The following is a 23,492-nucleotide window of genomic DNA, read 5'->3' as shown; positions in this document are numbered from 1 at the left end:
TTGACAGTCATCTCATTTTGGATACAGTATTCAGATGCGCTTCCCGGAATTCTTTCGGCGAGACGCCTTTAAACTTCTTAAACACCCTTGAAAGCGTTTGCGAACTATTGAAGCCTACTTCCAGAGCGATGTCCAGGATGCTCATTGATGTTGATGCCAGAAGAGATGCCGCTCTTTCAACTCTTAAGAAGTGGAGATAGTCAATGAAGCTCTGGCCGACATGCTGCTTAAAAAGGCGGCTGATGTAGGAGGCGTTCCAATTAAACTGTTTGGCTAGCCCATGCAGTGTAAGATCATTGTGAAAATGAAGATGCAAATAATAAAGCAAATCAAGTACATTCCGCTGCGAATCGGTTGACAGTGAAATATTGGCTTCTTCCGGATGGATGGTTCGGAACAAAAAAACGAAAGCTTCAAGCAGCTTGGAATGCAGAACGGCATCTTTGCCGAATTTTTCGCTATTGTATTCTACCTCCATCGATTTAAAAATCTGTTCCATGAAGGCAGTCTGTTCTTCATCCAAATCGTAGTGAGAGGGAAGGATTGTCCCGGTCTTTAGCAAGAAATTGACGAGGATATCGCTCGACCTGTTTGTAAGCAAAAGCTGGATATCGAACATGCAATTGTATTTATGTACAATAGGCTGATGCAGTTGAACTTCATGAATATGATGCGGCAGCAGAAACGATACGGTTCCGCGTTTAAAGCGGTGCGGCTTTCCATTCAATATCTCCACGCCGGTTCCATCAATGACGAGACTTAATTCTGCGAAATTATGATGGTGGAGCGGGTAATCCCTCTTCATGAATTTCTCCATAATAAATATCGGAAGCCGGCTCTTCCCGTAAAGCTTATGGGTCAAAGAATCCTCATACAATAATGTTGAGATCATGTACAACACCCATCCATTCCATTCATTATTTTCCCATTCCATTATAACAAAAAACGGGACGCCTTCGGTTTAGAAGTGTCCCGTTAATTGTGTTTGGAAAATTAGAAGGAATACCGCCACAGTTCCGTATCGTTATGTTTAAAATACAGATTTCCAAGCGAATCATTCGTCAGAAAGTCGGCTCCGTCCGATCTTAAGATAGTTATTTCTTTATCCTCTTTGTTAATTTTAAACAAATATTTGCTGCCAATCGTACCGTATACATAATTCGGATCCTTGTCTATCGCCACCAGATCGGCATCCCGATATGTTCCTCCGGGATAACGGACGTCGGGGAATTTTTCGTCGAAGTATTCAAATGTGCGATTTTCCGGATTGAATACGAACAGGTAGCCTTCGGCAAATCCCCATATTTTATCGTCAATCACTTTTAATTCCGTAATCGAGGTCAGCTTCTTGCCGTCGTAAGCCGCAGGTAAACTGTATTCGGCCGTCTTGGTTTGTGTTTCAGGGTCATACACGAACAGCTTCGCTTCTTCCTGCGACGGCGTGCTTGAATATCCTACCCGAATAGATGAACCGCCGTACAACAATCCGTCATAGTAAGCAAGTGCTATAATACTCTGCTCCTGAACGATGTTCTTATGGACAGTGACTGTTCCTGTTTCGTAATCATAAACGGATAAAGCCCCTTCTCTCTGCCCGGTTTCGCCAACCGTGCCCATGAACACTTTATTATTCCCGTAAGCGATGGCTTTCGGACGATCCTGATCGTATGGGGCAGTGTGGATCAATAGCTTCGGATTGACACCGGGGTTCCATGGCAGCTTGGGATCATATTCATATAACTTTCCGCCCGGGTAAACCCCTAAGTATAGTTTGTCATTATATGACCACATACGATCTATTTGCTCGATCGGTGCATAAACATGCTCCGGCTGCCGGTCATTGGAGTCGCCGTTAAAGGGTTCATATACCCCCAGACCGCCATATAAAAATGCGCTTGTATAAATATTTCCGTCCGGCCCTTGTCCGATGCTGTTGATTGCCCCGGGTATACGCGGAGTATTTTCAACACGAACCATGCGGAAATTCTCATTCTGAGGGTTAAATTTCATAAGATAAGTCTCATTGTTTGTAGAAGCAATCGCTACTAACGTTTCCCCGGGGTAATTCTCCTGATCCTGCAGCTTAACCCAACCGAAGCGCTGAACACGTCCGGGAACCGCATGACCGACAGGCGTCACTTCTCGGGAGGAAATATCATAACGGGCAAGGCCGCCTTTTTGTATCAAGTATACTTTCCCATTCCGTTCCGGCGATACCCGCGGAGTCGTGCTGGCGATCGCCGCATCCTCTGTAGCAGTAACGGTTCCGTTCGAATCAACCGTGACGTCCAATACAACGATATAACCTCCCAGTGAAACGAATACACGTTCTCCTTCATAGTCGACAGCACCTGCCAAGGGGGTTGTTTTATATCGAGCCGGCAATATGTCCGTCATATTCCCGGTTTCATGATCATAATGGACAACGGACGCGTTTGAACCGACGGCAAGGTAAGAAACATTGTTTCCAGGATCATGGACCAATGCCCTGAGGTATTTGTAATCCTCTCCGGGCGGCTCATAGATTGGCATGTTCCCAATCCGGGTGAAGCCTTTAACCGGATCATATTCAAAGAATCCTGCGCGGTCGAATGTACCTCCGTATACCTTACCGTCCTTGCCTGGAGTAAGGTCCCAAACAAATGCCTCATTCGGCAGAGGCGTTCCGAGATCGGTTATCGTCGTCTCACCCGGTACATATTTATACATTCTGCCATTCTGATACGCACCTAGATAGATCATTCCATCCGTTGAGGTTGTTGCGGCCCAGACTCCGGTCGGGTTGACGCCGGCACTCGGCAAAGTAATCGCGTCTATGACCCTTTCATTATCCGCGTCAATGATTTGCATGATGGGCCGATCATTCGCGTTGCCTGTCACAACCGAGTAAATTTTATTCTGATTTTCCCCTATTCCGAAAGTAGATCCGAGAGGGGCCGAAGTGCCGACCTGCACTCCGAGATTGGTATAATCTTTTGTAAACCGCACATGATCCCAGTAAGCCGTTCCTTCGTTTTTCTTATCGGAGTTAAGAAGAATCGTGGCGTAGGAGGCTTCTTCGGGAGCCGTCCTGCTTACTTGAACGGTCTTCCAGGTATCGGTTGGCTCGACGGATGTATTAGCTTCCTCCAGCAATTCACCATGCTGGTTATAATAACGAATGATTAAATCCGCTTTTCCGCTTTCGACCAGGACATCCGCGAATACAATATAGACAGCCCCCGCTTCTATCGAAATTTTCTCGCTTTCCAACCCGAAGCTTCTTGATTTTTTGGCATCGTAAATGCGGACACTGAATTCGCCGTGACTGGCTTGTTCCGACGTAACCAGTATATCGCTTCCTTTTAAGCTGTTATCATTTCCATTGTCCTTGTCCATAATTTTGGTCCAGCCTGCCAGACCTTGTTCGAAACTAAAGTTGTTTACTTGAAGATCGGCAGCCAAAGCCCGATTTCCAATGCCTGAGCAAGTCAAGAGGAGAACGAGTGCAGCCATTAACCAAATTCGTGCGGGATAAAAGATAAGTTTGTTCCTGGATATCATTATAATCCTCCATTTCAGATTAGATTCTACACCGTATTATCCTATAAAAGCGTTTTCTTTTCGTTGCTTATTTTTACTTTCACCGATCAAATTTTTACTTAAATTGAATGAAAACCATGGGTTGTCCAATGTCGATGAGTAGGTTTTGGAAAGAATGCCGGGATCCGCGAAAGGGAAGAATGAAGGTGGGAGGTGAAGACGATGCCGGATGTAAAATGCAGCGTAGCTAACTGCAGCTACTGGTCCGAAGGCAATAATTGCGTTGCGGATCTCATCATGATTGAAGTGGACAAACATGCGAATGCCAAATTCAATGAAGAATTTGCAGGGGAATCCTTCGACAGCGATCATAAGGATGCAGCCCACAAAAGTCGCGAAACGTGCTGTCACACCTTCAAGCCCAAGAAATAACGGAAAAGAGGTGACGCATGAAGTGAGTAAAAAGAAGTCCAACAAAGCAAACAAGCCGGATTGGAACCGAAAGGACGAGGAACGCCGCCGTCAAGGCTTGGATGATGATGCGGAATTTGCTTCCGAGGTAGCCCCTTTTCCGGCGGCCCCGGTTAAAACGGAAGACGATGCGGGTCAAGTCGGTAATGAACTGGAAACGACCCGTGTCCTGGGCTGGGTTGCTTTGATCGCGGCCATCGTCTCTTTATTCTTCCTGCCGACCGTTCTGGGTCCTGCCGCAGCTGTTCTGGGATTTATAACATTTTTACAGGGAAACCGTACCATGGGGGCATGGTCAATCGTTCTTGGTTTGGCAAGTTTGTTCGTCGCTTTGTTTTTGGGTCCCTATTATTAATAATCGGGTAGACAACGGGCAAGCGGCAGAAAACTCAGGCAAGCTTCAAGCTATGCCTGAGTTTTTTGCTTTTTCAAGCTATAACCAATCACCAAACTTTTTGAAAAAATTTATAATAAGCCGCGAAGAGGACGGAGGCCAATACGCAAATGATTAAAGCGGGTGACTGGTAAAGAAGCCACTGCATGAGCGCAAGAGTCATTAATAACGAAGAAATGGGGGAGAAAAACCAGACGGCAAATATTTTTTTGATGACCGGTTTCCGGAAAAGATGCCAGCCGGCCTTCTCGGTGCCGACACCGATAATCGCCATGGTCGTCGCTTGCGTCAGCGGAGCCGGTATCCCCAATACGGATGCGCCGATGATGAGAGAGCCGCTCGTAAAGGATACAATGCTGCCTTGAAGAAGAGTCATCTTCGTAATTTTCTTGCCGTTAGTTTCCAACACCTTACCGCCCATCGTAATAGCCCCGGCGGCCAGGAACAAGGAACCGATCCAAATTCCCGAAGTCGTATCAATAACCCCTGCCCCGATCAGCGGGCCAATGGCATTCGCCACATTGTTCATTCCCGCGGAGAAAGCTTCGTAGCAGCCTGCGATAATGAGCAGAATAGTAAGCAGTCTGGGGATGAGTCTAGGCCATCTCCGCCTCCACATATCCTCCTTACCGGAAAGTAAACGGCCGATCACAAAAGCGATAGCAAAAGCAAGAAAAGGTATGACCAGCCAGGTAGAGACGATAAAAAGCACCTTCTGCCAGTAAACCCCGCTGCCGGCCAGGCCGGCCCCGACGATGCTGCCGACGGTCACTTCACTTGTAGACAGAGGGATGCCCATCCGGTTAGCAATAAAAAGCGTAGTACAGGCAGAGAGCAGGATGATTACGGTAACCTGCACCGTTATCGATGAGGAGGAAATGATGCCCTTACTGATCGTGGTGACAACCTCCCCGCCGCCAAGAATGGCTCCGGCAACGGCAAAGACAGCCGCCAGAATGACGGCCAGTCTGCGGCTGTTCAGAGCTCCGCTGCCGTATACGGAGCCCATGGCGGCGGCGGTTCCGCTAGCTCCGATATTGGCAGCGAAGAAGAAAGCAATGGAAAAAGCAATAATAATTAAAAGCAATAAATTCACTCCCTTGGCCATTCGCAAAACAGCGCTAAACTAATCCCCTGATAACCTATTGGTAACATATGTCATTAGCCCTCCTATAGGTGCATTACCTATCAGCCCAAATTTAGAGACCCATAAGCTTTGGTTATAAGTCGTTTAATATGCCTGCATTTAATAGTGGATGCTCGCCGGGAAAAAGTGTACAATAAAGGAAGTATGCTCGGAGAAGGGAAAGAAGGCTGGTTATATGTCAATGAAGATCGATCCGCGCACTGTGCAGCAAATGCTGCAGCTGCAGTTATACGAACAGACGAATATTTTTTCATCCGTTAGTCCTTATGCTTTAGGCAGATCCGCGTCCACTTTCGCAGGGCTTCTCGAGGAGATTGTCAGGCTGGAAACGGTCACGGAACCCGATCCCGCACCCAAGAGCAGCGGCTCAGGGCTTGTCGGACAAGCCGTTCCTCATCCTTCCTTAAGCAAACCGACCACTTACGATCCGTTAATTCATGAAGCGGCGCTGAAATACGGTGTGGATGCAGCTTTGATTAAAGCGGTGATCCATGCGGAATCCTCGTTTAATCCGACCGCTCAATCGCATGCCGGGGCCAAAGGATTGATGCAGCTGATGGACGGTACGGCGAAGGCTCTCGGGGTTGCGGATTCCATGGACCCGGAGCAGAACATTAACGGAGGCACCCGTTATTTGGCCGCCTTATTGGCTAAATATAACGGGCAGGAAGCTGTAGCTTTGGCGGCATATAATGCCGGTCCCGGAAGGGTAGACCGATTGGGAATAGCAACCGAACGCGATTTGCGGGCTCATTTCGACCGACTGCCTGCCGAAACGCGAAATTATATAACGAAAGTTCTGGATCTGAAGGAAACTTATAAGGTCTGATCATCAACGGAAGAAAAGATCGCAAGACGGTCTTTTCTTCCTTTTCCGTTATTTACACCGCCCCCTCTAAATCAAGGACAAAAGGAGCGCGAAACATGCTTTATTTGGATTATTGCGCCACTACACCAATGAGTAAGGAAGTTACGGAATCGATCGTTAAAGTAATGGAGAGACATTACGGCAACCCCTCCTCTATTCACCGGATCGGTATGGAGGCGGAGCGGCTGTTGAACAGGGCGAAGGAAGTCATCGCGGAGGCGATCGAATGCCGGCCGGAGGAAATCTGTTTCACCTCGGGGGGCACGGAGAGCAATAACTTGGCGGTCAAAGGTACAGCCAGAGCCTATCGGAGCAGGGGAAACCATCTGATCACATCGGCGGTTGAGCATTCGTCCGTTTACGAATCGTTCCGCCGGCTGGAGAGGGAAGGCTTCCGCGTCACCTATTTGCCTGTGGATTCCAGCGGCGCCATCCGGATAGAGCAACTGAAGGAGGCTATTTCGGAAGATACCATTCTGGTCAGCCTCATGCATGTCAATAATGAAACGGGTAGAATCCAGCCTGTGGAGCAAGCAGGCAAGCTGCTGGCCGGTTATCCTAAAATTGTGTATCACGTCGATGCCGTCCAGAGCGTCGGCAAGCTGCCGGTTAGCCCAGCCCGGTTAGGAGCGGATTTGATCAGTATTTCCGCTCACAAGATAGAAGGGCCCAAAGGCGCAGGCTTACTCTATATCCGTGACGGGTTAATCCTTGAGCCACAATTGGACGGAGGAGGCCAGGAACGGGGATTGCGCTCGGGCACGGAGAACGTCCCGCTGCTGGTTGGAATGGCCAAGGCCGTCCGCCTGGCGGTAGATAAGCAGGCGAATAATAGCCGCCGGCTTTACCGGATGCGTGAAGGGCTGGCAGAGAGAATACGGAAAATTCCGGGGCTGTTTCTAACCGGTTCGGAGAACGGCGACGGAATGGCTCCGCATATCGTACATTTTACTTATCCGGGCATGAAAGCCGAAGTGGTAGTGCATGCGCTGGAGGAAGAAGAAGTCTATATTTCGACCCGTTCGGCCTGCTCCTCGGGAGAAACTAAACCAAGCCGGGTTCTGCTGGCTATGGGTATGGATGAAGAACGGGCGGCCAGCGGACTCAGGGTCAGCTTCTCTGCGAACGAGACGAGCGAAGATCTTGAGAGGTTCGCTGATCTGTTGGAAAGAACGATTCAGCGTTTTAACGGAACGAATGCAAGGATGAAAGGATGAGCGGCAAGATGGAACAGAACAGGCAGCAGGAGGCCGGGACGGATTGGAAGACGCCTCCGGATGTAGTGATTGTGCGCTTCGGTGAATTAATGCTGAAGGGCAGAAACCGGCATCGGTTTATCCGCTCCGTCAACGATCAAATACGGAACGCAATGATTCCTTATCCGGACGTGACCATTCAGGAAGAACACGGACGGCTGTATCTGGTCTTAAACGGGACAGCGTTCTCTAAAGTGGCGGAAGGACTGGACAAAGTGTTCGGAATCGCCAATTATAGTCCCGCCTGGATAACGGAGCTCGATCTCAAGGCGATACAAGAGTCGGCGGTGCGGCTGATCGAAGCGTCCGATCCGCGTCCGTCCACTTTTAAAGTTACCGTCCGCAGAGCGAATAAACGGTTCCCGTATGATTCCCAGGAGGTGGGAAGGGAAGTTGGCGGATATGTGCTGCAATCGGTAGAAGGGCTTAAGGTGGATGTTCACTCACCGGAGATGGACGTCAGAGTCGAGATCCGGGACCGGCATGCTTACGTTTTTACAACCGTGATCGAGGGAAACCGGGGATACCCGCTGGGAAGCAACGGCAAAGCCCTTCTTATGCTTTCGGGAGGAATAGACAGCCCGGTAGCTGGCTGGCTTGGAATGAGAAGGGGGCTGGAAATTGAAGCGGTCCACTTTCACAGCTATCCCTACACCAGTGAGCGGGCTAAGCAGAAGGTAATAGAGCTCAGCAGAATATTATCGCAGTATGCCAACCCGTTTACACTTCATTTGGTCTCCTTCACTGAAATTCAGACGAAGCTGAAGGAGCAGTGTCCCGAAAGCATCCTGATTACCGTGATGAGGAGAATTATGCTGCGTATTTGCAGCAAGCTTGCGGAGCGCAGGCACGCCTCAGCCATTGTCACCGGCGAGAATTTGGGCCAGGTAGCCAGTCAGACCTTGGCCAGCCTGAATGTTATCGGACGGGCGACGGAGCTCCCTCTGCTTCGTCCCCTGATTACAATGGACAAGCTGGAAATTATACGGCATGCGGAACAGATCGGCACCTATTCCACCTCTATTCTTCCGTATGAGGATTGCTGTACAATCTTTCTCCCCAAATCGCCAACCACCAATCCTTCGCTGTCCCGAGTGGAGCAAGCGGAGCGGAAAATGGAGGAGTGGCTGGAGGAAGAAATGGAGAAAGCCGTCTCATCCGTCGAAACCATGCGCGTTAGCTGGCAGGATAAAGACAAGTTGGACGAATATTTTTAAAAGCAGGACTGTACAATGTAGAGAGCAGAGAGTTCTCTTCCCGATAGAAAAGCTATATTTCCTTTAGGAGCGCTCCGGTTCAGAGCGCTTCTATTTGTTAGATGAGCTCAAGAAAGCGAAGGAAACTCTTCTCAGCCGCAGGCGGTCATACAGACGAATCCATGGTTAACCCGAATTAATAGGGGGTCAACACATGCTGGAAACCTTCTCTCTATTTGTGCAAATTCTGCTGATTAATATTGTGCTGAGCGGCGATAATGCGGTCGTGATCGCTCTTGCCAGCAAAAATCTGCCGGAAGCCCAAAGGAAAAAGGCCGTTCGCTGGGGGGCCTTCGGGGCGGTAGCCTTGAGGGTAGCCTTGACGCTGGTGGCGCTGGCCATTCTGCAGGTAGCCTATCTTCAGGCGATCGGAGCCCTGCTGCTGCTGTGGATAGCGGTTAAGCTGCTGGCGGATGACGGAGAAGCTTCTCATGTGAAAGAAGCCTCCACCTTGGGCAATGCCATCACGACGATTATTATGGCCGACATCGTTATGAGCCTGGATAATGTGCTGGCGATAGCCGCCAAGGCGAACGGACAGATCGGCATCGTCATGATCGGAATTGCAATCAGCATTCCCATTATTATTTGGGGAAGCACATTGGTCATGAAGATGCTCCATAAATATCCCGTTCTGGTATTCCTGGGAGCGGGGATTCTCGGATATACCGCAGGCGAAATGATTTTGAAAGATCATAAGCTTGGGCGGTACTTGGACCATGAGCCGCTTCATTGGCTGATACCCGTGGCGGCCGGGCTGTTCGTCATTATCGTCGGACTGGTTAAGAAAAGACTGGGCAGGCCGCGCTCCGTGTAAGGCTTCCATACCTTAACCGGCATCGTTGCAAGCCCCCCTTATTGATGCCGTTTCCGGCGAACCTCGGAAGCAGTCTTCCGGAGCCGAATCTATTTGATATGATTTTTCCGACATGGATAATTATAGTCCCTGTCTTTTTTTGTGCCCCATTCTGTTAATTAAAAAAATGAATCAGGCGCTTCATACGCAGGAAATCCGCGCCTTCACCGCAAAATAAATAAAAAATATCGGCCTCACCGGCAAACCTTTTCCCCGGAAAATCGTCTATAATGGATGAAAGCTGCCGTCGAAAAAGCGAGAGTAGAAATGAACGAGAGGGGCTTGTTTGTGGCTATAACCAAATCTATCAAAATGATTAGAGATATTGTATTATGGATCGTCCTAGCGTCAATAGTTGGCAGTCTTATGATTCTGCCGGGAATGGCATCGGCGGAATCCGGACCGCTTCAAGTGCAAATCCAGATTGGAATGGATGGCAAGATCAAACCAGATCACTGGTTCCCGGTTAAATTTACGATAACCAATTCAGGCGAAGATGTAAGCGGAGAGCTCGCCGTTCATTTAGCCGGAGGGAATGGGGACAAGGATACCACCTATGTGCAGAAAGTCGACCTGCCCGCGCAAAGCACGAAAGAAATTATAATGTCACTGCCCGGGGGGAATTGGCACAAAAGGAACAGCGAAGTCAAGTTTTATAAGGACTCCGCAGAGAGCGGAAAGGTTATAGAATGGTCGTCGGGCCCGGCCTATCTTGAAACGAGTCCCGTTTCGTCGGCGACCATTCAGGTTGGAATCATTGCCCGGGACCCCGATACGATGAATTTCTTGAATTTGCTCAGCCAACGAGGATACGAGCTGCGGACGTTCCCGATTCCGGTTAGTGATTTGCCTCAAGAATCCTTCATGTTGGACAGCTTGGATGTGCTTGTGCTGAATGATATCGCATCCGACCAATTCCAACCGGAGCAAATAGATGCCATCACTAGCTGGGTTCAACGGGGCGGGAAGCTGTTCCTGGCGGGAGGAGCGGGATATCCGAAAACAGCGCAGCGCTTCGAAGAGCTGTCTCCGGTCCGATTCGAAGGGACGGAGCAAGTAACGGATTTAAGCTCGTTGGCCGCCGCTTCCGGCAGAGAATTGGCACTGACCGAGCCATTTACCTTGTCCAAAGCGGCCGTCAAGGAGGGAGCGAATGCCACTATTCATTATTCTCATAATGGGCTGCCGCTTTTTGCCTCCGCCCCTGTGGGCAAAGGAGAGGTCTGGTACGTGGCGTATGATACGTCGCTGAATCCGCTCGCTTCCTGGAATGGTAATCCCGACATTTGGGAGAGAGTCTTGTCCGATTTGCTGCAGCAGTCTGTTGGCGGTCAGTTTATAGGAAACATCAGGTACACCTCTTGGGAAATGAACGAGGCGCTGGAGTATTTTCCTTCTTTGGCCCCCCCTTCGATTGGTCTTCTGGTGCTGGCTATTATTTTTTATGCGATCATTATCGGACCGATTCTGTACTTCACCCTTCGCAAGCTGGACAGAAGAGAATGGCTCTGGTTCGCAATCCCATTGGTAGCAGTCGTATTCAGTGTAGGGATTTACGGGGTGGGAGCCTCCGGGCGGGGCTCGGTCATGGCCCAGTCGTTAAGAACCGTTGAACTGGACGGCACAGGCAAAGGATTGGAAGAAACAGCGGCAGCGGTCTTCATCCCGAAGGGCGGCAAATTCAATATGCAATTGACCGGCTCCACTTATGTCATCCCTTTTTCGCCTCATGGTTTGGGGAATGGGGATTTACGGGGCAGCTCCGAGATGATTGTCGAAAAAAATCCGGAGAACACGAATGTTCTCTTCCAGGGAGTTTCCTATTGGTCGGTGCGTAAAATCCTGCTGCAGACCGATAAGCTTGAAGCTGTAGGGAAAATGGATTACACCGCCCAGGCCAATTCGACCGGAATAACAGGGGAATTGACCAACCGTCTCGGCCAGCGATTGACTCATGTCGGTTTGTTTATGAACGGCCAATTGCAAAATCTCGGGGAGCTGGGCATAGACGAAACGGTTTCCTTTCAACTCGCAAGCAGCACCGGCAATATGTATCTCTCCCCTTATGACGTGGCCCAGATGATGTTCCCCTATGGAGGAAGGGTAGACGAGAACAAGCATAAGCGCTCGTTATTATTGGATTATGTTCAAAAAAATATGGCGATCCTCTCGGACGGCAAACCCTACTTGTTCGGCTTCACCGAGTCCCGGGAAGAGGCGGACTATCAGGTAGGGGGCAAGCGGATCAACGCGAATGAAGTTACGTTATGGGTTCAGCCTATTCCTCTGAGCTACGTGAACGGCTCCAAAGTGCATTTGCCTCCGGGCACCGTACTGCCGACACCTGACTTCGGGGCCGTAAGCGTGAACGGCAAAGATCCGAACGGACGCTATTATTTAGGCCAGGGAGAAGTGATTCTCAATTACGTTCTGCCGGATATGGCGAACGTCACTTATGAAGCTCTGACCGCATTCCAGCCTTATATGGAGAACCCGGGTGTAGTCTACGAAATATGGAATGAAGCGAAGCAGGTATGGGAGCCGATAGATAAGAATACAACCATTTCCGCAGGGCTGGCGGACTATTATGTCAAGCCGAACATGCTTAAATTGAAGGCCGTCCTCCATCAGGAAATGGATTTGAAATTCCCGGACATTGCTGTGGAAGGAGCGGTGAATCCATGATAGAAATTCGTGATCTGACTAAACAATACGGAAGCTTCACCGCGGTGGACTCGCTGAACATGGATATTGCTCAAGGAACGGTTTTCGGCTTTGTCGGCCCCAATGGCGCCGGAAAATCGACAACGATGTCCATACTCGCCACTTTGCTCAGTCCGACCTCAGGCACCGCCAGAGTCGGGGGCTATGAGGTGACGAGAAATCCGAAGGAAGTTCGCAAGCTGATCGGATATATGCCCGATTTCTTCGGGGTATATGATCATTTCAAGACTACGGAATATCTGGATTTCTACGGCGCGAGCTACGGAATTCCGAGAGTGGACCGCCAGAAGATGATTCCCCAGCTGCTGGAGCTGGTCAATTTGACGGATAAAGCCGATTTCTACGTAGATTCCTTATCCAGAGGAATGAAGCAGCGCCTGTGTCTGGCGCGCTGTCTTGTACATGAGCCGGAGCTGCTTATTCTCGACGAACCCGCCTCCGGAATGGATCCCCGCGCCCGGATCGAAATGAGGGAAATTCTGAAGGAATTGAAGCAGATGGGAAAAACGATCATTATTTCCTCTCATATCCTTCCCGAGCTGGCAGAAATGGTGGATGAAATCGGAGTGATTGAGCACGGCAGGCTGATTGCCAAAGGCCGGGTTGCCGATATCCAGAACCGGATGCGGGCCAAACGGGTGCTTCATCTGAGACTGCTGGATAGGGAGGAGGAAGCGGTCCATCTGCTTAAAGACGAGGCCTTCGTCTCGATGGTGCTTCACGACGAGAAAGGCATCCATCTTCATTTCAGCGGGAAGGATGCCGAGCAGTCCGAGCTGCTGGCCAAATTGATCGCACTGGGCTTCCGGGTGGTTGCCTTCAATGAAGCCCAGACGAATCTGGAAGATGTCTTCCTGGAAATTACGAAGGGGGTGCAGCCATGAACTGGAGCCGCAGATGGATCAATCCGGTGCTGGAGAAAGAGTTCAGGCTCCGCATGCGCACCATAAGATCGCCGCTGGCCGTCCTGTTTTATTTGGCGGCGATGTCGCTGTTGGCGCTTGGGTTTATGTATATGACCATGAATAATTACGGTTATTCGGCTTTTAACCCGCGGCGGAGCCAGGAGCTGTTTTATTTTATTAGCGGAGCCCAATTGGTACTGATCTGTTTCATGGTTCCCGGACTGACGGCGGGAGTCATCAGCGGCGAACGGGAGAAACAGACGCTTAATATACTGCTTACGACCCAGCAAAGCTCGACCACGATCATTCTCAGCAAGCTTTTCTCATCGCTAAGCTTTATGGTGGTCATTATCGTTGCGACGCTTCCGATTTACAGCATCGTGTTCTTGTACGGAGGAATTTCTCCCGTGCAGCTCATCTCGGTATTTATGTTCTATCTATTTATGATGATTATGCTCGGCTCGATCGGCGTGCTCTTCTCGACGCTGTTCAAGAAAACGATGGTAGCCGTTATTATGACTTACGGATTTACCGTGTTTATTTCGGGTTTTACCGGATTGTTCGCTATATTTCTGCACTCGATTATGTCAAGCGGTACCCTCGCCGGCTACGTTCTCGGACTTAATCCGATGGGAGCGCTGGTCAGCATTCTTAACCGGGATTTTACCCAGGATGTATTCGGGCGCCACATCGATCTTCAGATTTGGCAAATATTCGTCCTGTTCTATACGGTCGTTACCGTCTTGGCGATATGGCTAAGTATCCGCTACTTGCGTCCCATTCTGAAGAAGAAGTAATAAGCCAAAGGAGCGTAAACGCCATGAAAACCCCTGATCTGAACGATGTGATCCGGCCCGTTCGCAACCGGTTGTGGAAACAGAATATTGTGCGGATGGCGCTGATCGGCCTGCTGATCGGTCTGTGTGCCGCCTGTTTGTGGGGAGTCGCGGGTTGGCTGGCTCCAGTGGCCGGGTACCGCTGGGGGAGTTTGTTCTGGATCGGGATGGCGGTAACAGGCTCGGTTACCTATGCATTGTGGAGAAGAACGGAGCTGAAGGAAGCGGCGCAGGTTATGGACCAGGGCGGCTTGGAGGAACGGATGACGACGGCTCTGGCCTTCGAGCAGCAAGACTCGCCGATTGCCGCCATGCAGCGCGAGGATGCCTTGCGGTATGGGGAGGAATATATCAAGCAGCTTCGCTCCAAGCTTCCCTATCGCTGGGAGATAAGGTGGCTGATCGCCAATGGGACGGCTCTTGTCGTCCTGGCCGCCCTGCTTCTTCTGCCCAACCCGATGGATGAAGTCGTCGAGGCCCGGAGCAAGGAGAAGGCCTGGACCGAGGCCAGGCTGGAAGAGGCCCGGCAGCAGTTGGAGGAATGGAAGAAGGCGGATCCATCCAGTGAAATCACAAGAGGGATGGAGCAAACGCTGGAGCGTCTGGAGACAGGTCTTAAAGAGACCGCTAACGGTATAGAGGCTCTGGAGAAGCTGGAGCAGGCGCTGAAGGAAACGCAAAAGCTGGCCCAGACGGAGCAGAAGAAGCTGGAGGAGGCCGCTGACTGGGCGGAAAGAATGGAGAAGCAGGAAGCGCTTCGGCAGCTTGGAGAAGCGCTCCGCAATCAGGATTCGCAAGAGCTGGAAGAGGCGGTGCGGCAGCTGCATGAGCAGGTCAAGCAAATGAGCGAGGCGGAGCGCAAGCAGCTGGCTGAACAGCTGGAGGCACTGGCCGAATCGGCCCCGGCTCATTCCGCCGAGGCGGAGCAGGCACAGGAAGCGCTGAGGCAGCTAGCCTCGCAGCTGCAGAGCGGCCCGAACGGCGAAGGTGCCGGAGCCGGGCTGGACGAGGAGCAGCTGGCTCAGCTGCAGGAAGCGCTGGCGAAGCTTATGCAGCAGCAGCTGCAGGCCCAGCAGCTTCTTGCTCAGCTGCAGCAATCCGCGTCGCAGCTCGCGCAGCCGGGCCTGGCCCTGGCGCAGCAGCTAGCCGCGCAAGGCATCGCGCTGCCGACGACGTGGGGCGCGAACGGCCTGGCCTCGTCGCTGGCTTCCGGCAACGGCCAAGGGGCGTTGCCGGGCAGCAGCGGAGCGGGCCAGGGCAGCGGCAGCCAGGGCAGTGGTGGCCAGGGCAGCGGCGGCCAGGGCAGTGGTGGCCAGGGCAGCGGCAGCCAGGGCAGTGGTGGCCAGGGCAGCGGCGGCCAGGGTGGAGGCGGCCAAGGTAGCGGTGGCCAGGGCAGCGGCGGCCAGGGCGGAGGTGGCCAAGGCGGAGGCGGCCAAGGCGGCCTTGCCGGGGGAACCGGCAGCGGTTCGCGCAGTATGATCTCTACCCCGCGTACTCCTGATGGCGGAGGAACGCCCACCTCGGACCAGGGACCGCTGAACGGCCGCGGCGGGGAGATCGAGAAAGGCGGCCAGGCCCCGGTGTTGGACGGAGCGTCCCGCCCTTACGAGGAAGTGTATTCGGAGTATGCGGCTGAGGCAACGCAATCATTGAACCGCTCCCAGCTTCCGCAAAGCATGCAGAACCTGGTGCGGGATTATTTTACGGAAATTCAACCTAACCGCTAACAACAAATTCAATGATGCTCAGACACACGTATATTTGTATGACTGCCAATGAACTTAGCTATTCCAGCGGAAGAATGATGCGTCCTAACCGGAGTGCGTTGATGTTTAATTGGAATATTTGGGGCTGTTGGAAAAATCGTTTGACGGAACTGGTCTGTTCATCTGTACGATATTTCATACAAAGCAGGATCTTCGCTGCACGTACACAGCTGTTTGTACGATTATTCATACAAAAATCGAAATCTTCGCGGCATACGCATGTCTGACTGAATGATTTTTCGTACAAATCGCACTCGTTCGCATCCATGTATCGCGCATTTGTATCATTATCGAGTTACGTAGGCGATTTCTCAACAGCCTGAATATTTACTGCCGAGTGTAGAAGAAACAACTTTTCCTAACATCTCCAATCCCCAAATAGTCCCTTCCTTCCGTGAACTACATTAAATCAAAAAGCGGTCCCCAGCCGCTGGTCAAGCCCAGGGGGAATTCATAATACGAGCAGAGGAGGACCTGTCATGATTGAAACGAAGCAGCAGCTGGAACAATGGATGGAAACGATCAACGCCATACGTGAGCAGGTGGCTGGCGTCATCGTCGGCCAACGGGATGTGGTCGAGCAAATGCTGTGGTGTATTTTTGCCGGAGGGCATGCGCTAGTGGAGGGGATTCCCGGCTTGGGGAAGACGATGCTCGTTCGTACGATCGCCGACGCGATCGACCTGTCCTTTTCCCGTATTCAGTTTACACCGGATTTGATGCCGGCGGACATTACAGGAACGAATATCATTCAATTCGGGTTAAAAGGTGAAACGTCCTATCAATTCCAGAAGGGCCCGGTCTTCGGCAATTTGGTGCTCGCCGATGAAATTAACCGGGCCACTCCCAAAACACAAAGCGCCCTCCTGGAGGCGATGCAGGAGAAGACCGTCACGGTCGGCTCCGAAACCTACCCGCTTCCCCGCCCCTTCTTCGTTCTTGCTACACAAAACCCGCTGGAAAACGAAGGCACCTACCCGCTTCCGGAAGCCCAGTTGGACCGTTTTATGCTGAAGATCCAGGTATCCTACCCCTCCAGAGAAGAGCTTAAGGAAATTGTCGCGAGAACCACATCGGCGGCGGAGCTGCGGGCTCATAAAGTAGCCGACGGCCCGAGAGTGACCGAGATCCAGAATGGCGTCAAGGAGCTGTTGGTGGCTGACGATGTGCTCGATTATGCGGTCCGCCTCATTATGCTGACCCACCCGCAGGAGGCGGAGGCTCCCGATGCCGTCAAAAAATACGTCAGATTCGGCTCGGGTCCGCGGGGAATCCAGTCTATTATTTCAGTGTCAAAGGTCAGGGCATTGTTTGCCGGCCGGCTGCATGTTTCCCGCAACGACATTGTTCAAGTGGCCATTCCGGCTCTTCGCCATCGGCTGTTTTTGAATTTTGAAGGCCAGGCGATGGGCAAGACGACCGATGAAATTCTGGAGGCCGTTATAGAGGAAGCGGAGCGGGGACAATGAGCGAAGGATTGATCGTGTCGTTACTCGGGACGGACAGGAAGCGGAGGGAAGAACATGAATGAGGCCGGGGCAGGGAACAGTGAAGGCACGAAGAACACAGCGGCCGGTTTGGTTCCCCAGGAGGTGCTTCTTCGGCTGGAGCGTTCCTCCTTATGGGCTAAAGATCGCATACGCGGGACGATGCAGGGCAAACGCCGTTCCAAGCAGATGGGCAGTTCGCTCGATTTTGCCGATTACCGGCTGTATACTCCCGGAGACGATATCCGGCAATTGGACTGGAATGCCTACGGGAGGACAGGCAAGCCTTTCATTAAGCTGTATATGGATGAACAGGAGCTGCAGGTCAGCTTGTATGTGGACGGCTCGGCCTCGATGAAATTCGGCGCTTCCTCCAGAGGAGTCAATAAGTATCTATTTGCGCGTCAACTGGCTGCCTGTATCGGATACACGGCTTTGTGCGGCTACGACCGGGTCGGAATCGGTGTATTCAGCGACCGCTTGTACGCCCGGCTGCCGATGATGCGCGGCAAAGCATCCGCTCAGCGAATATTTGATTTTCTGGCACGGACCGAATCCCGGGAAGCGGGGGATATTGCCGCTGCCTTAAGCCATCCTTCGTCGCTGCCTGTCCGGCCCGGAATGAGCTGGGTCTTCTCCGATTTCCTGTATGAATCCGGAGTGGAGCAGGCGCTTTCCTCTCTGCTGGCCGCCGGTCAGGAGATCGCTGTCGTTCAGGTATTATCGCCGGAGGAGGTAGACCCGGAGCTGTTCGGGGATCTTCGGCTGATCGACGTGGAGTCGGGAAGCGGCAAGGAAGTGGCCATATCCGGTAAAATTATTAAGGAATATAAAGCCGCGGTCCATCAATATACGGAAGCGCTGCGCAAATATTGCTTTGAACGGGGCATTGCCTACCAGCTTGCAATAACGGATTCGCCGCTGTCTGTAACGATTACGGAGTTCAGGCGCAGCGGTTTATTGAAATAATTTGTTCGCGGACAGGGGCTGCCCTTCTGCAAATCGCTGCAGGATCAGGCTCCCTTGGTTTTGATCTGCAGATGAGGAACGATCCGTTGTAAATCGTATTGAAGCTCGAGGTGAGCCCTTATGTTCTTTGAATCGTTGGCCGGCTTGTGGTTTGCGTTGTCTTTGCCGGCCATCATCGTCATGTATTTGTTCAAAAGAAAATATATCGATACTCCTGTGTCCAGCCATCTGCTATGGAGCCGCGTCCTCAAGGATATCGAAGCGAATCGGCCGTGGCAAAAGCTGAGAAACCGACTGCTGATGCTCATCCAGCTATTGGCGGCGGCGCTTCTTGTGCTTGCATTGATGAAACCGTTCGTCTGGTCGGAACAGGAGGCCCGCGATCATGTCGTCCTCGTTGTCGACAACTCGGCCAGCATGCAGTCGCTCATCCGGAAGCCTTCGCAGGAAGGGGGTCCATATACCCGCTTGCAAGAGGCGAAGGACCGGATAAGGGAATGGGCGAAGCAAGAGGCTCGGGGAAGCCGGTTTACCGTCATTTCCGTTGGCGGCGTTCCTGAAGTGCGGCTTTCCTCGGACGACTCTTTCGCTGCTCTCGATCAAGCCCTTGCCGGAATTGACCCGTTCTATGGCACAGCCGCTTACGAAGAGGCGCTCTCGCTGGCTGCCGCCTTGACCCGTGAGGATCCCGAAGCGGAAATTCGCCTGGTAACCGACGGACAGTGGCCGGAATCGGCTGCGGCCGTTCGTCTGGACGTTCCGTGGACGGTGGATCAGCCAACCCGGTTGGATACGGACAATATTCAGGTTGTGCAATTCGGGGTCCGGGAGGACGGTACGGGGCAACGGACCGTTACTGCGGTGGCCACGGTTAAAAATTGGGGCGCACAGGAAGCCGTATTCGACGTATCCCTGTATGCCGCCGACAGGCTCGCGGAGACGAAGCAACTGCAGCTTGCCGCAGGGGAACAAAGAACCGTCTATTTCCAAGGGCTTCCCTCGGCGGATTACTATCGGTTGGATGCCGAAGCGGATGATGTGCTGCAAGAAGACAACACCGCTTACGCCTTCCTCTCCGGCGGCCGGCATTTAACCGCGGTTCTGGCCGGCGAAGGGAACCTGTTTTTGGAAAAGGCGCTTTCGCTGGCCGGTGTGGATTTGCTCAAGGTGCAGCGGAGCGGAGCGACGTTCGCCATTCCGGAGAGCCCGTTCGACTTCGTAGTCGTTGATGCGGTCGAGAACTCCGCTATTGCGGGGGCGGAATGGCAGGAACTGCTGGCCGACAAGCCGGTCTGGTATGTTCGTACCGGCCTGGAAGGAGCGGAAACCGCGGTCGGGGTTAACGATTATTCCGTGGCCGATCATCCGGTAACTCAATACATCTCTCTTCTCGATACGCATATTGCTTCCGCTCTGGCCGGGGAGCCGCCGGTATGGGCCAAGCCCATTATCACGGCCGGCCAGCTTCCTCTCGTCTATGCCGGGGAGGAGAATGGGCAGGAACGGCTGCTGTTTGCCTTCGACCTGCATGACTCCGATCTGCCGCTGCGTTCGGAATTTCCGATTCTGGTTCAGAATGCGGTAGAGTGGCTGGGCAAATCGCGGACGTCCAGCCTTGGTCTCGCCGCCGCTTCGGAGACGAGGGAGATTCCGGTCTCCCTGAAGGCGGCTCGCGCCCAATGGATAGCCGCGGACGGCGGGCAGGGATGGGACGCAGATATAGTGGATGGCCGGGTCTCCAGCCTGCAGACGGTTCCTCCTGTTCCGGGGCTGTACCGCTTCGTGGAATGGGATGAGAACGGAACGGAGCTGCAATCGAGATGGCTGGCGTCAGTGATGGATTCGCGCGAATCCAATCTGGCGATGCAGCCCGGGCTAACCTTCGGTTCCGGCAGCCAAGAGGAGGCCGGTCCGAAGGAGAGCGGGGCGGATGCCGGTGAATCTCCGGCTGTCCGGCAGGCGGAAGGAAAAGCACCGGTACCAGTCACCTCATGGCTGATCGTTCTGGTTATAATAGTTGTTTTATTGGAATGGGGGGTGTATCAGCGTGGGAATTCAGTTTAGCACCCCTTGGCTGCTGCTGCTCCTGCTTCCGGCCGTGTACTTGTTATACCGTTTCGGACGGGGAACCGTTCGGTTGAGCGGGAACAGGAAGCGACTTGCCATTGCCCTGAGAAGCGCCGTATTGCTGCTGCTCATCCTCGCTTTGGCCGGGATGCAGATCTATTCTGTTCTGGAGCGTAAAGCGGTCGTCTTCGTCCACGACCGTTCGGACAGCATGCCGGAATCCGCGGCTCCACTGCTCGACTGGATGAAACTGGCGGCTGATGCCAAAGGCACGGAGGATGCGGTAGGGGTTGTCGCCGCCGGGCTGGAACCTGCTGTGGAGCGCAAGCCCGATTCGCGGAATCTGGAGGGCTTCCAGTGGACAAGCCAGATTAATCGGCAATTCAGCAATCTGGAAGCGGGCTTGCGAGCGGCAGGCGGATTGCTGTCCGATGAGTATACATCGAGAATCGTTCTCGTCAGCGACGGGGAGGAGAACGCCGGCGATCTCCTGCGGCAAGCAAGGCTGCTTGGCGACAAAAACGTGCCGGTTGACGTCCTGTATGTTCCCAGGGAGAACGGACTGGATGTAGCGGTAGAGAGCATCAAAGTTCCGGAAAAGCTGTATCAGGCCGAGCAGTATACGCTGGAGGTCGTTCTGTCCAGTACGGAGGCCGTACAAGGTGAATTGCGCATCTATGAGGACAACCGGGAAATTTCGATCCAGCAGGTATCGCTGGAGCGGGGAGAGAACCGGTTCGCCCTGCAGAGTCTGGCCAAGGAACCCGGCTTTCACCGTTACCGGGCGGAAATCTATGTTCCCGGGGATACCCAAGCAGCGAACAATTCGGGGGCTGCCTTCAGCAGGGTGACGGGACCGCCGAAGGTGCTGATCGTTGAAGGCGAGCCCGGAACCTCCCAGAACTTGGCCTCGGTATTGGATTCGGGCCTTATCCCCTACGACATCCTCCCGCCGGAGATGCTATCCCGGGAGTTGGCCGGATACACTTCCTATGAGAGTATTCTGTTAAATAATGTTCCTGCCACCCGGATGTCCGAGCTTCAGATGAGCATGATAGAACAGGCGGTTCGTGACTACGGCGTAGGGCTGATCATGTTTGGCGGGGAGAACAGCTTCGGCTTGGGCGGTTATTTTCATACTCCGATCGAGAAAGCCCTGCCGGTTTATATGGATTTGCAAGGGAAGCGGGAGATCCCTTCCCTGGGACTTATTCTGGTGATTGATAAATCCGGCAGCATGTCCGGCGATAAAATAACATTGGCCCAGGAAGCGGCCACCCGAACGGTCGAGCTGCTTCGGGAGAAGGATACGCTCGGCATTCTGGCGTTCGATTCGAGCAACTGGTGGGTCTCCGAGCCGGATAAACTGACGGATAAAGAGAAGGTCATCGGGGAAATCAATTCGATCCCGGCCGATGGCGGAACGGAGATTTATCCTGCGTTGGAAGAGGCCTATGCCAAGCTTAAGCAGGTGGAAGCCCAGCGTAAGCATATCATCCTGCTTACCGACGGGCAATCGGCTACGAGTCAAAGCTACGAGCAGCTCACCGCCGGGATGACGGAAGACAATATTACATTATCCACCGTAGCGATCGGCGACGGGGCGGATACCCAGTTGTTAGAGCGGCTGGCCAACCTGGCCAAGGGAAGATACTACTTTACCAATGACCAGAGCACCGTCCCCGCAATATTCAGCCGCGAAGCGGTCATGGTTTCCCGCACGTATATTGTAGACCAACCCTTCGCACCGATCGTCGGGCAAGCGGCGGACTGGAGCAGTCTGTTCCGCAATGGAGTTCCGATGGTTCAGGCCTACATTGCCGCTACTCCCAAGGAGACGGCGGAAGTGGCCCTCATGAGTCCGGAACCCGATCCGCTGCTTGCCAGATGGCAGTATGGCTCCGGCAGGACGGTTGCCTGGACGAGCGATGTGACGGGCCGTTGGGCGAAGGATTGGATAGCCTGGGAAGGCTTCCCGGAAGCAATGAGTCAAATCATTAAATGGACGTTTCCGCAGTTTAACTCCTCTCCGCTCGAGATATCCACACAATTGAGAGGCAGTCAGCTTGCGTTGGATGTGAAAAGCCTCATGCCGGATTTTCAAGGAGAGCTTAAAGCGACGATAACTGACGAGGCTCTTGAGGCGCAGGAGGTGTCCCTTCATCCGGTTATACCGGGCCAATATACCGGGCAATTTCCGGTGACCCGGCCGGGGGCGTACTTGACTAAAATTGATGTCCTTCAATCGAAGGACGGAGAAGAAGATTCCGAAGTGATCGGAAGCATAACATCGGGCTTCGTCATTCCTTATTCGCCGGAGTACCGGATAACCGCTGGGGACGGCGAACAGAAGCTGCGCCGCCTGGCCGAGCTGACCGGAGGAAGAGTGCTCTCCGTGGATCGCCCGGAGGAGGTATTTGCCGTAGAGGCGGCAAGCAAGAAGCAGTATCGCGATTTGACCTGGCCGTTACTGGCGGCGGCGCTGCTGCTGTGGCTTGCGGATATCGCCGTACGCCGTCTGTCGATTCCGTGGAGTCGTTTGGTTGGTTCCCTGGTGTTCTGGAGAGGAAGCGGCACAGGAAACACAGATCCGTCCGAATCGTCGGAAGGATCGGAGCTATTCCGCCGATTGCAGCAATCGAAGAATAAGGGCGCCGACTCCGGGAAGGAAAGGGCGGACGGCGCTGCAGCTTCCGGAGGAATGATTCGCTCCGCATTAGCTGAAGAGAAGCCGGTACCGGAGCAGCGATCGACCCCGGGGAACACTTTCGGGCATGGAACGAAGGACTCCGGAGAACCCCCGGGTCTTGCGGATTCCGGGAGGGATTCTGCGGCAGCCCGTAAGGAAGAAGCCAAGCACTCGAAGGATGACACCATGAACCGGCTGCTTGCCGCCAAAAAACGCAGAAAATTATAAATGAGTCAGAAAAAAGAATAAAGTCGGAGAAAAAGGCGGTTTCTGGAAAAA

At 52.9% G+C, this 23,492-nt stretch carries 17 protein-coding genes; 14 read left to right on the top strand and 3 right to left on the bottom strand.

The features are described from left to right. Positions 1-7: 7 nt before the first annotated feature. Together ACTHRH_RS00385 and ACTHRH_RS00380 are read right to left on the bottom strand one after the other, a co-directional pair. A complete protein-coding gene (locus tag ACTHRH_RS00385; RefSeq protein WP_186328259.1) occupies positions 8-892 on the bottom strand; it encodes an AraC family transcriptional regulator in 885 nt (294 codons plus the stop codon). Between the two features lie 101 nt (positions 893-993). Then, positions 994-3,543, bottom strand: a complete 2,550-nt coding sequence (locus ACTHRH_RS00380; protein WP_144934159.1) for a carbohydrate binding domain-containing protein — start codon at positions 3,541-3,543, stop codon at positions 994-996. A gap of 201 nt (positions 3,544-3,744) precedes the next feature. Between ACTHRH_RS00380 and ACTHRH_RS00375 the strand changes: the two genes are divergently transcribed. Together ACTHRH_RS00375 and ACTHRH_RS00370 are read left to right on the top strand one after the other, a co-directional pair. Beyond that, complete coding sequence (locus ACTHRH_RS00375; protein WP_144934161.1) at positions 3,745-3,954, top strand: DUF1540 domain-containing protein; 210 nt, start codon at positions 3,745-3,747, stop codon at positions 3,952-3,954. Between the two features lie 22 nt (positions 3,955-3,976). Further along, entirely contained in the window at positions 3,977-4,348 is a 372-nt protein-coding gene (locus tag ACTHRH_RS00370) for a hypothetical protein (protein WP_379289295.1), read from the top strand. A gap of 88 nt (positions 4,349-4,436) precedes the next feature. Here ACTHRH_RS00370 and ACTHRH_RS00365 read toward each other — a convergent pair whose 3' ends face one another. After that, positions 4,437-5,474, bottom strand: coding sequence for an inorganic phosphate transporter (locus ACTHRH_RS00365; protein WP_191964366.1), 1,038 nt, complete (start codon positions 5,472-5,474; stop codon positions 4,437-4,439). Between the two features lie 235 nt (positions 5,475-5,709). Between ACTHRH_RS00365 and ACTHRH_RS00360 the strand changes: the two genes are divergently transcribed. From ACTHRH_RS00360 to ACTHRH_RS00305, 12 genes are all read left to right on the top strand, one after another. Next, positions 5,710-6,363, top strand: coding sequence for a lytic transglycosylase domain-containing protein (locus ACTHRH_RS00360; protein WP_440413550.1), 654 nt, complete (start codon positions 5,710-5,712; stop codon positions 6,361-6,363). Between the two features lie 95 nt (positions 6,364-6,458). Next, positions 6,459-7,619, top strand: coding sequence for a cysteine desulfurase family protein (locus ACTHRH_RS00355; protein ID WP_440413548.1), 1,161 nt, complete (start codon positions 6,459-6,461; stop codon positions 7,617-7,619). Continuing rightward, the gene (gene thiI, locus ACTHRH_RS00350) at positions 7,616-8,875 is read left to right on the top strand and encodes a tRNA uracil 4-sulfurtransferase ThiI (RefSeq protein WP_225312716.1); all 1,260 of its coding nucleotides are present in this window, start codon (positions 7,616-7,618) and stop codon (positions 8,873-8,875) included. Before ACTHRH_RS00355 ends, thiI begins: the two co-directional genes overlap by 4 nt. A gap of 193 nt (positions 8,876-9,068) precedes the next feature. Next, positions 9,069-9,731 carry a TerC family protein gene (locus ACTHRH_RS00345; RefSeq protein WP_150960020.1) on the top strand — a complete coding sequence of 221 codons (663 nt, stop codon included), beginning with the start codon at positions 9,069-9,071 and terminating at the stop codon, positions 9,729-9,731. 327 nt (positions 9,732-10,058) lie between these two features. After that, complete coding sequence (locus ACTHRH_RS00340; protein ID WP_379289300.1) at positions 10,059-12,455, top strand: DUF7408 domain-containing protein; 2,397 nt, start codon at positions 10,059-10,061, stop codon at positions 12,453-12,455. Beyond that, positions 12,452-13,378, top strand: a complete 927-nt coding sequence (locus ACTHRH_RS00335) for an ABC transporter ATP-binding protein (protein WP_379289302.1) — start codon at positions 12,452-12,454, stop codon at positions 13,376-13,378. Before ACTHRH_RS00340 ends, ACTHRH_RS00335 begins: the two co-directional genes overlap by 4 nt. Beyond that, positions 13,375-14,196, top strand: a complete 822-nt coding sequence (locus ACTHRH_RS00330) for an ABC transporter permease (protein WP_144934179.1) — start codon at positions 13,375-13,377, stop codon at positions 14,194-14,196. Before ACTHRH_RS00335 ends, ACTHRH_RS00330 begins: the two co-directional genes overlap by 4 nt. A 23-nt stretch (positions 14,197-14,219) precedes the next feature. After that, positions 14,220-15,962 carry an ATP-binding protein gene (locus ACTHRH_RS00325; RefSeq protein ID WP_440413544.1) on the top strand — a complete coding sequence of 581 codons (1,743 nt, stop codon included), beginning with the start codon at positions 14,220-14,222 and terminating at the stop codon, positions 15,960-15,962. 518 nt (positions 15,963-16,480) lie between these two features. Next, positions 16,481-17,470: an AAA family ATPase gene (locus ACTHRH_RS00320; RefSeq protein ID WP_150960015.1), complete on the top strand. Its 990-nt coding sequence runs from the start codon at positions 16,481-16,483 to the stop codon at positions 17,468-17,470. 54 nt (positions 17,471-17,524) lie between these two features. Continuing rightward, complete coding sequence (locus ACTHRH_RS00315; RefSeq protein ID WP_150960014.1) at positions 17,525-18,457, top strand: DUF58 domain-containing protein; 933 nt, start codon at positions 17,525-17,527, stop codon at positions 18,455-18,457. A gap of 120 nt (positions 18,458-18,577) precedes the next feature. After that, positions 18,578-20,521: a vWA domain-containing protein gene (locus ACTHRH_RS00310; protein WP_379288328.1), complete on the top strand. Its 1,944-nt coding sequence runs from the start codon at positions 18,578-18,580 to the stop codon at positions 20,519-20,521. Further along, positions 20,505-23,441: a VWA domain-containing protein gene (locus tag ACTHRH_RS00305; RefSeq protein ID WP_379288326.1), complete on the top strand. Its 2,937-nt coding sequence runs from the start codon at positions 20,505-20,507 to the stop codon at positions 23,439-23,441. The genes ACTHRH_RS00310 and ACTHRH_RS00305 overlap by 17 nt, the downstream gene beginning before the upstream one ends. Positions 23,442-23,492 lie beyond the last annotated feature (51 nt).

This window comes from Paenibacillus sp. SAFN-117, from assembly GCF_051966115.1.
Lineage (GTDB): Bacteria > Bacillota > Bacilli > Paenibacillales > NBRC-103111 > Paenibacillus_L > Paenibacillus_L residui.
Note: the sequence above shows the minus strand (reverse complement) of the source record. Positions and strands in the feature narration are given on the sequence as shown.

What these genes read in the sequence shown, in the direction of transcription:
- ACTHRH_RS00385 (WP_186328259.1), bottom strand. Translation starts at nt 892, where the DNA reads ATGATCTCAACATTATTGTATGAGGATTCTTTGACCCATAAGCTTTAC.
- ACTHRH_RS00380 (WP_144934159.1), bottom strand. Translation starts at nt 3,543, where the DNA reads ATGATATCCAGGAACAAACTTATCTTTTATCCCGCACGAATTTGGTTA.
- ACTHRH_RS00375 (WP_144934161.1), top strand. Translation starts at nt 3,745, where the DNA reads ATGCCGGATGTAAAATGCAGCGTAGCTAACTGCAGCTACTGGTCCGAA.
- ACTHRH_RS00360 (WP_440413550.1), top strand. Translation starts at nt 5,710, where the DNA reads ATGTCAATGAAGATCGATCCGCGCACTGTGCAGCAAATGCTGCAGCTG.
- ACTHRH_RS00355 (WP_440413548.1), top strand. Translation starts at nt 6,459, where the DNA reads ATGCTTTATTTGGATTATTGCGCCACTACACCAATGAGTAAGGAAGTT.
- thiI (WP_225312716.1), top strand. Translation starts at nt 7,616, where the DNA reads ATGAGCGGCAAGATGGAACAGAACAGGCAGCAGGAGGCCGGGACGGAT.
- ACTHRH_RS00345 (WP_150960020.1), top strand. Translation starts at nt 9,069, where the DNA reads ATGCTGGAAACCTTCTCTCTATTTGTGCAAATTCTGCTGATTAATATT.
- ACTHRH_RS00335 (WP_379289302.1), top strand. Translation starts at nt 12,452, where the DNA reads ATGATAGAAATTCGTGATCTGACTAAACAATACGGAAGCTTCACCGCG.
- ACTHRH_RS00330 (WP_144934179.1), top strand. Translation starts at nt 13,375, where the DNA reads ATGAACTGGAGCCGCAGATGGATCAATCCGGTGCTGGAGAAAGAGTTC.
- ACTHRH_RS00325 (WP_440413544.1), top strand. Translation starts at nt 14,220, where the DNA reads ATGAAAACCCCTGATCTGAACGATGTGATCCGGCCCGTTCGCAACCGG.
- ACTHRH_RS00320 (WP_150960015.1), top strand. Translation starts at nt 16,481, where the DNA reads ATGATTGAAACGAAGCAGCAGCTGGAACAATGGATGGAAACGATCAAC.
- ACTHRH_RS00315 (WP_150960014.1), top strand. Translation starts at nt 17,525, where the DNA reads ATGAATGAGGCCGGGGCAGGGAACAGTGAAGGCACGAAGAACACAGCG.
- ACTHRH_RS00310 (WP_379288328.1), top strand. Translation starts at nt 18,578, where the DNA reads ATGTTCTTTGAATCGTTGGCCGGCTTGTGGTTTGCGTTGTCTTTGCCG.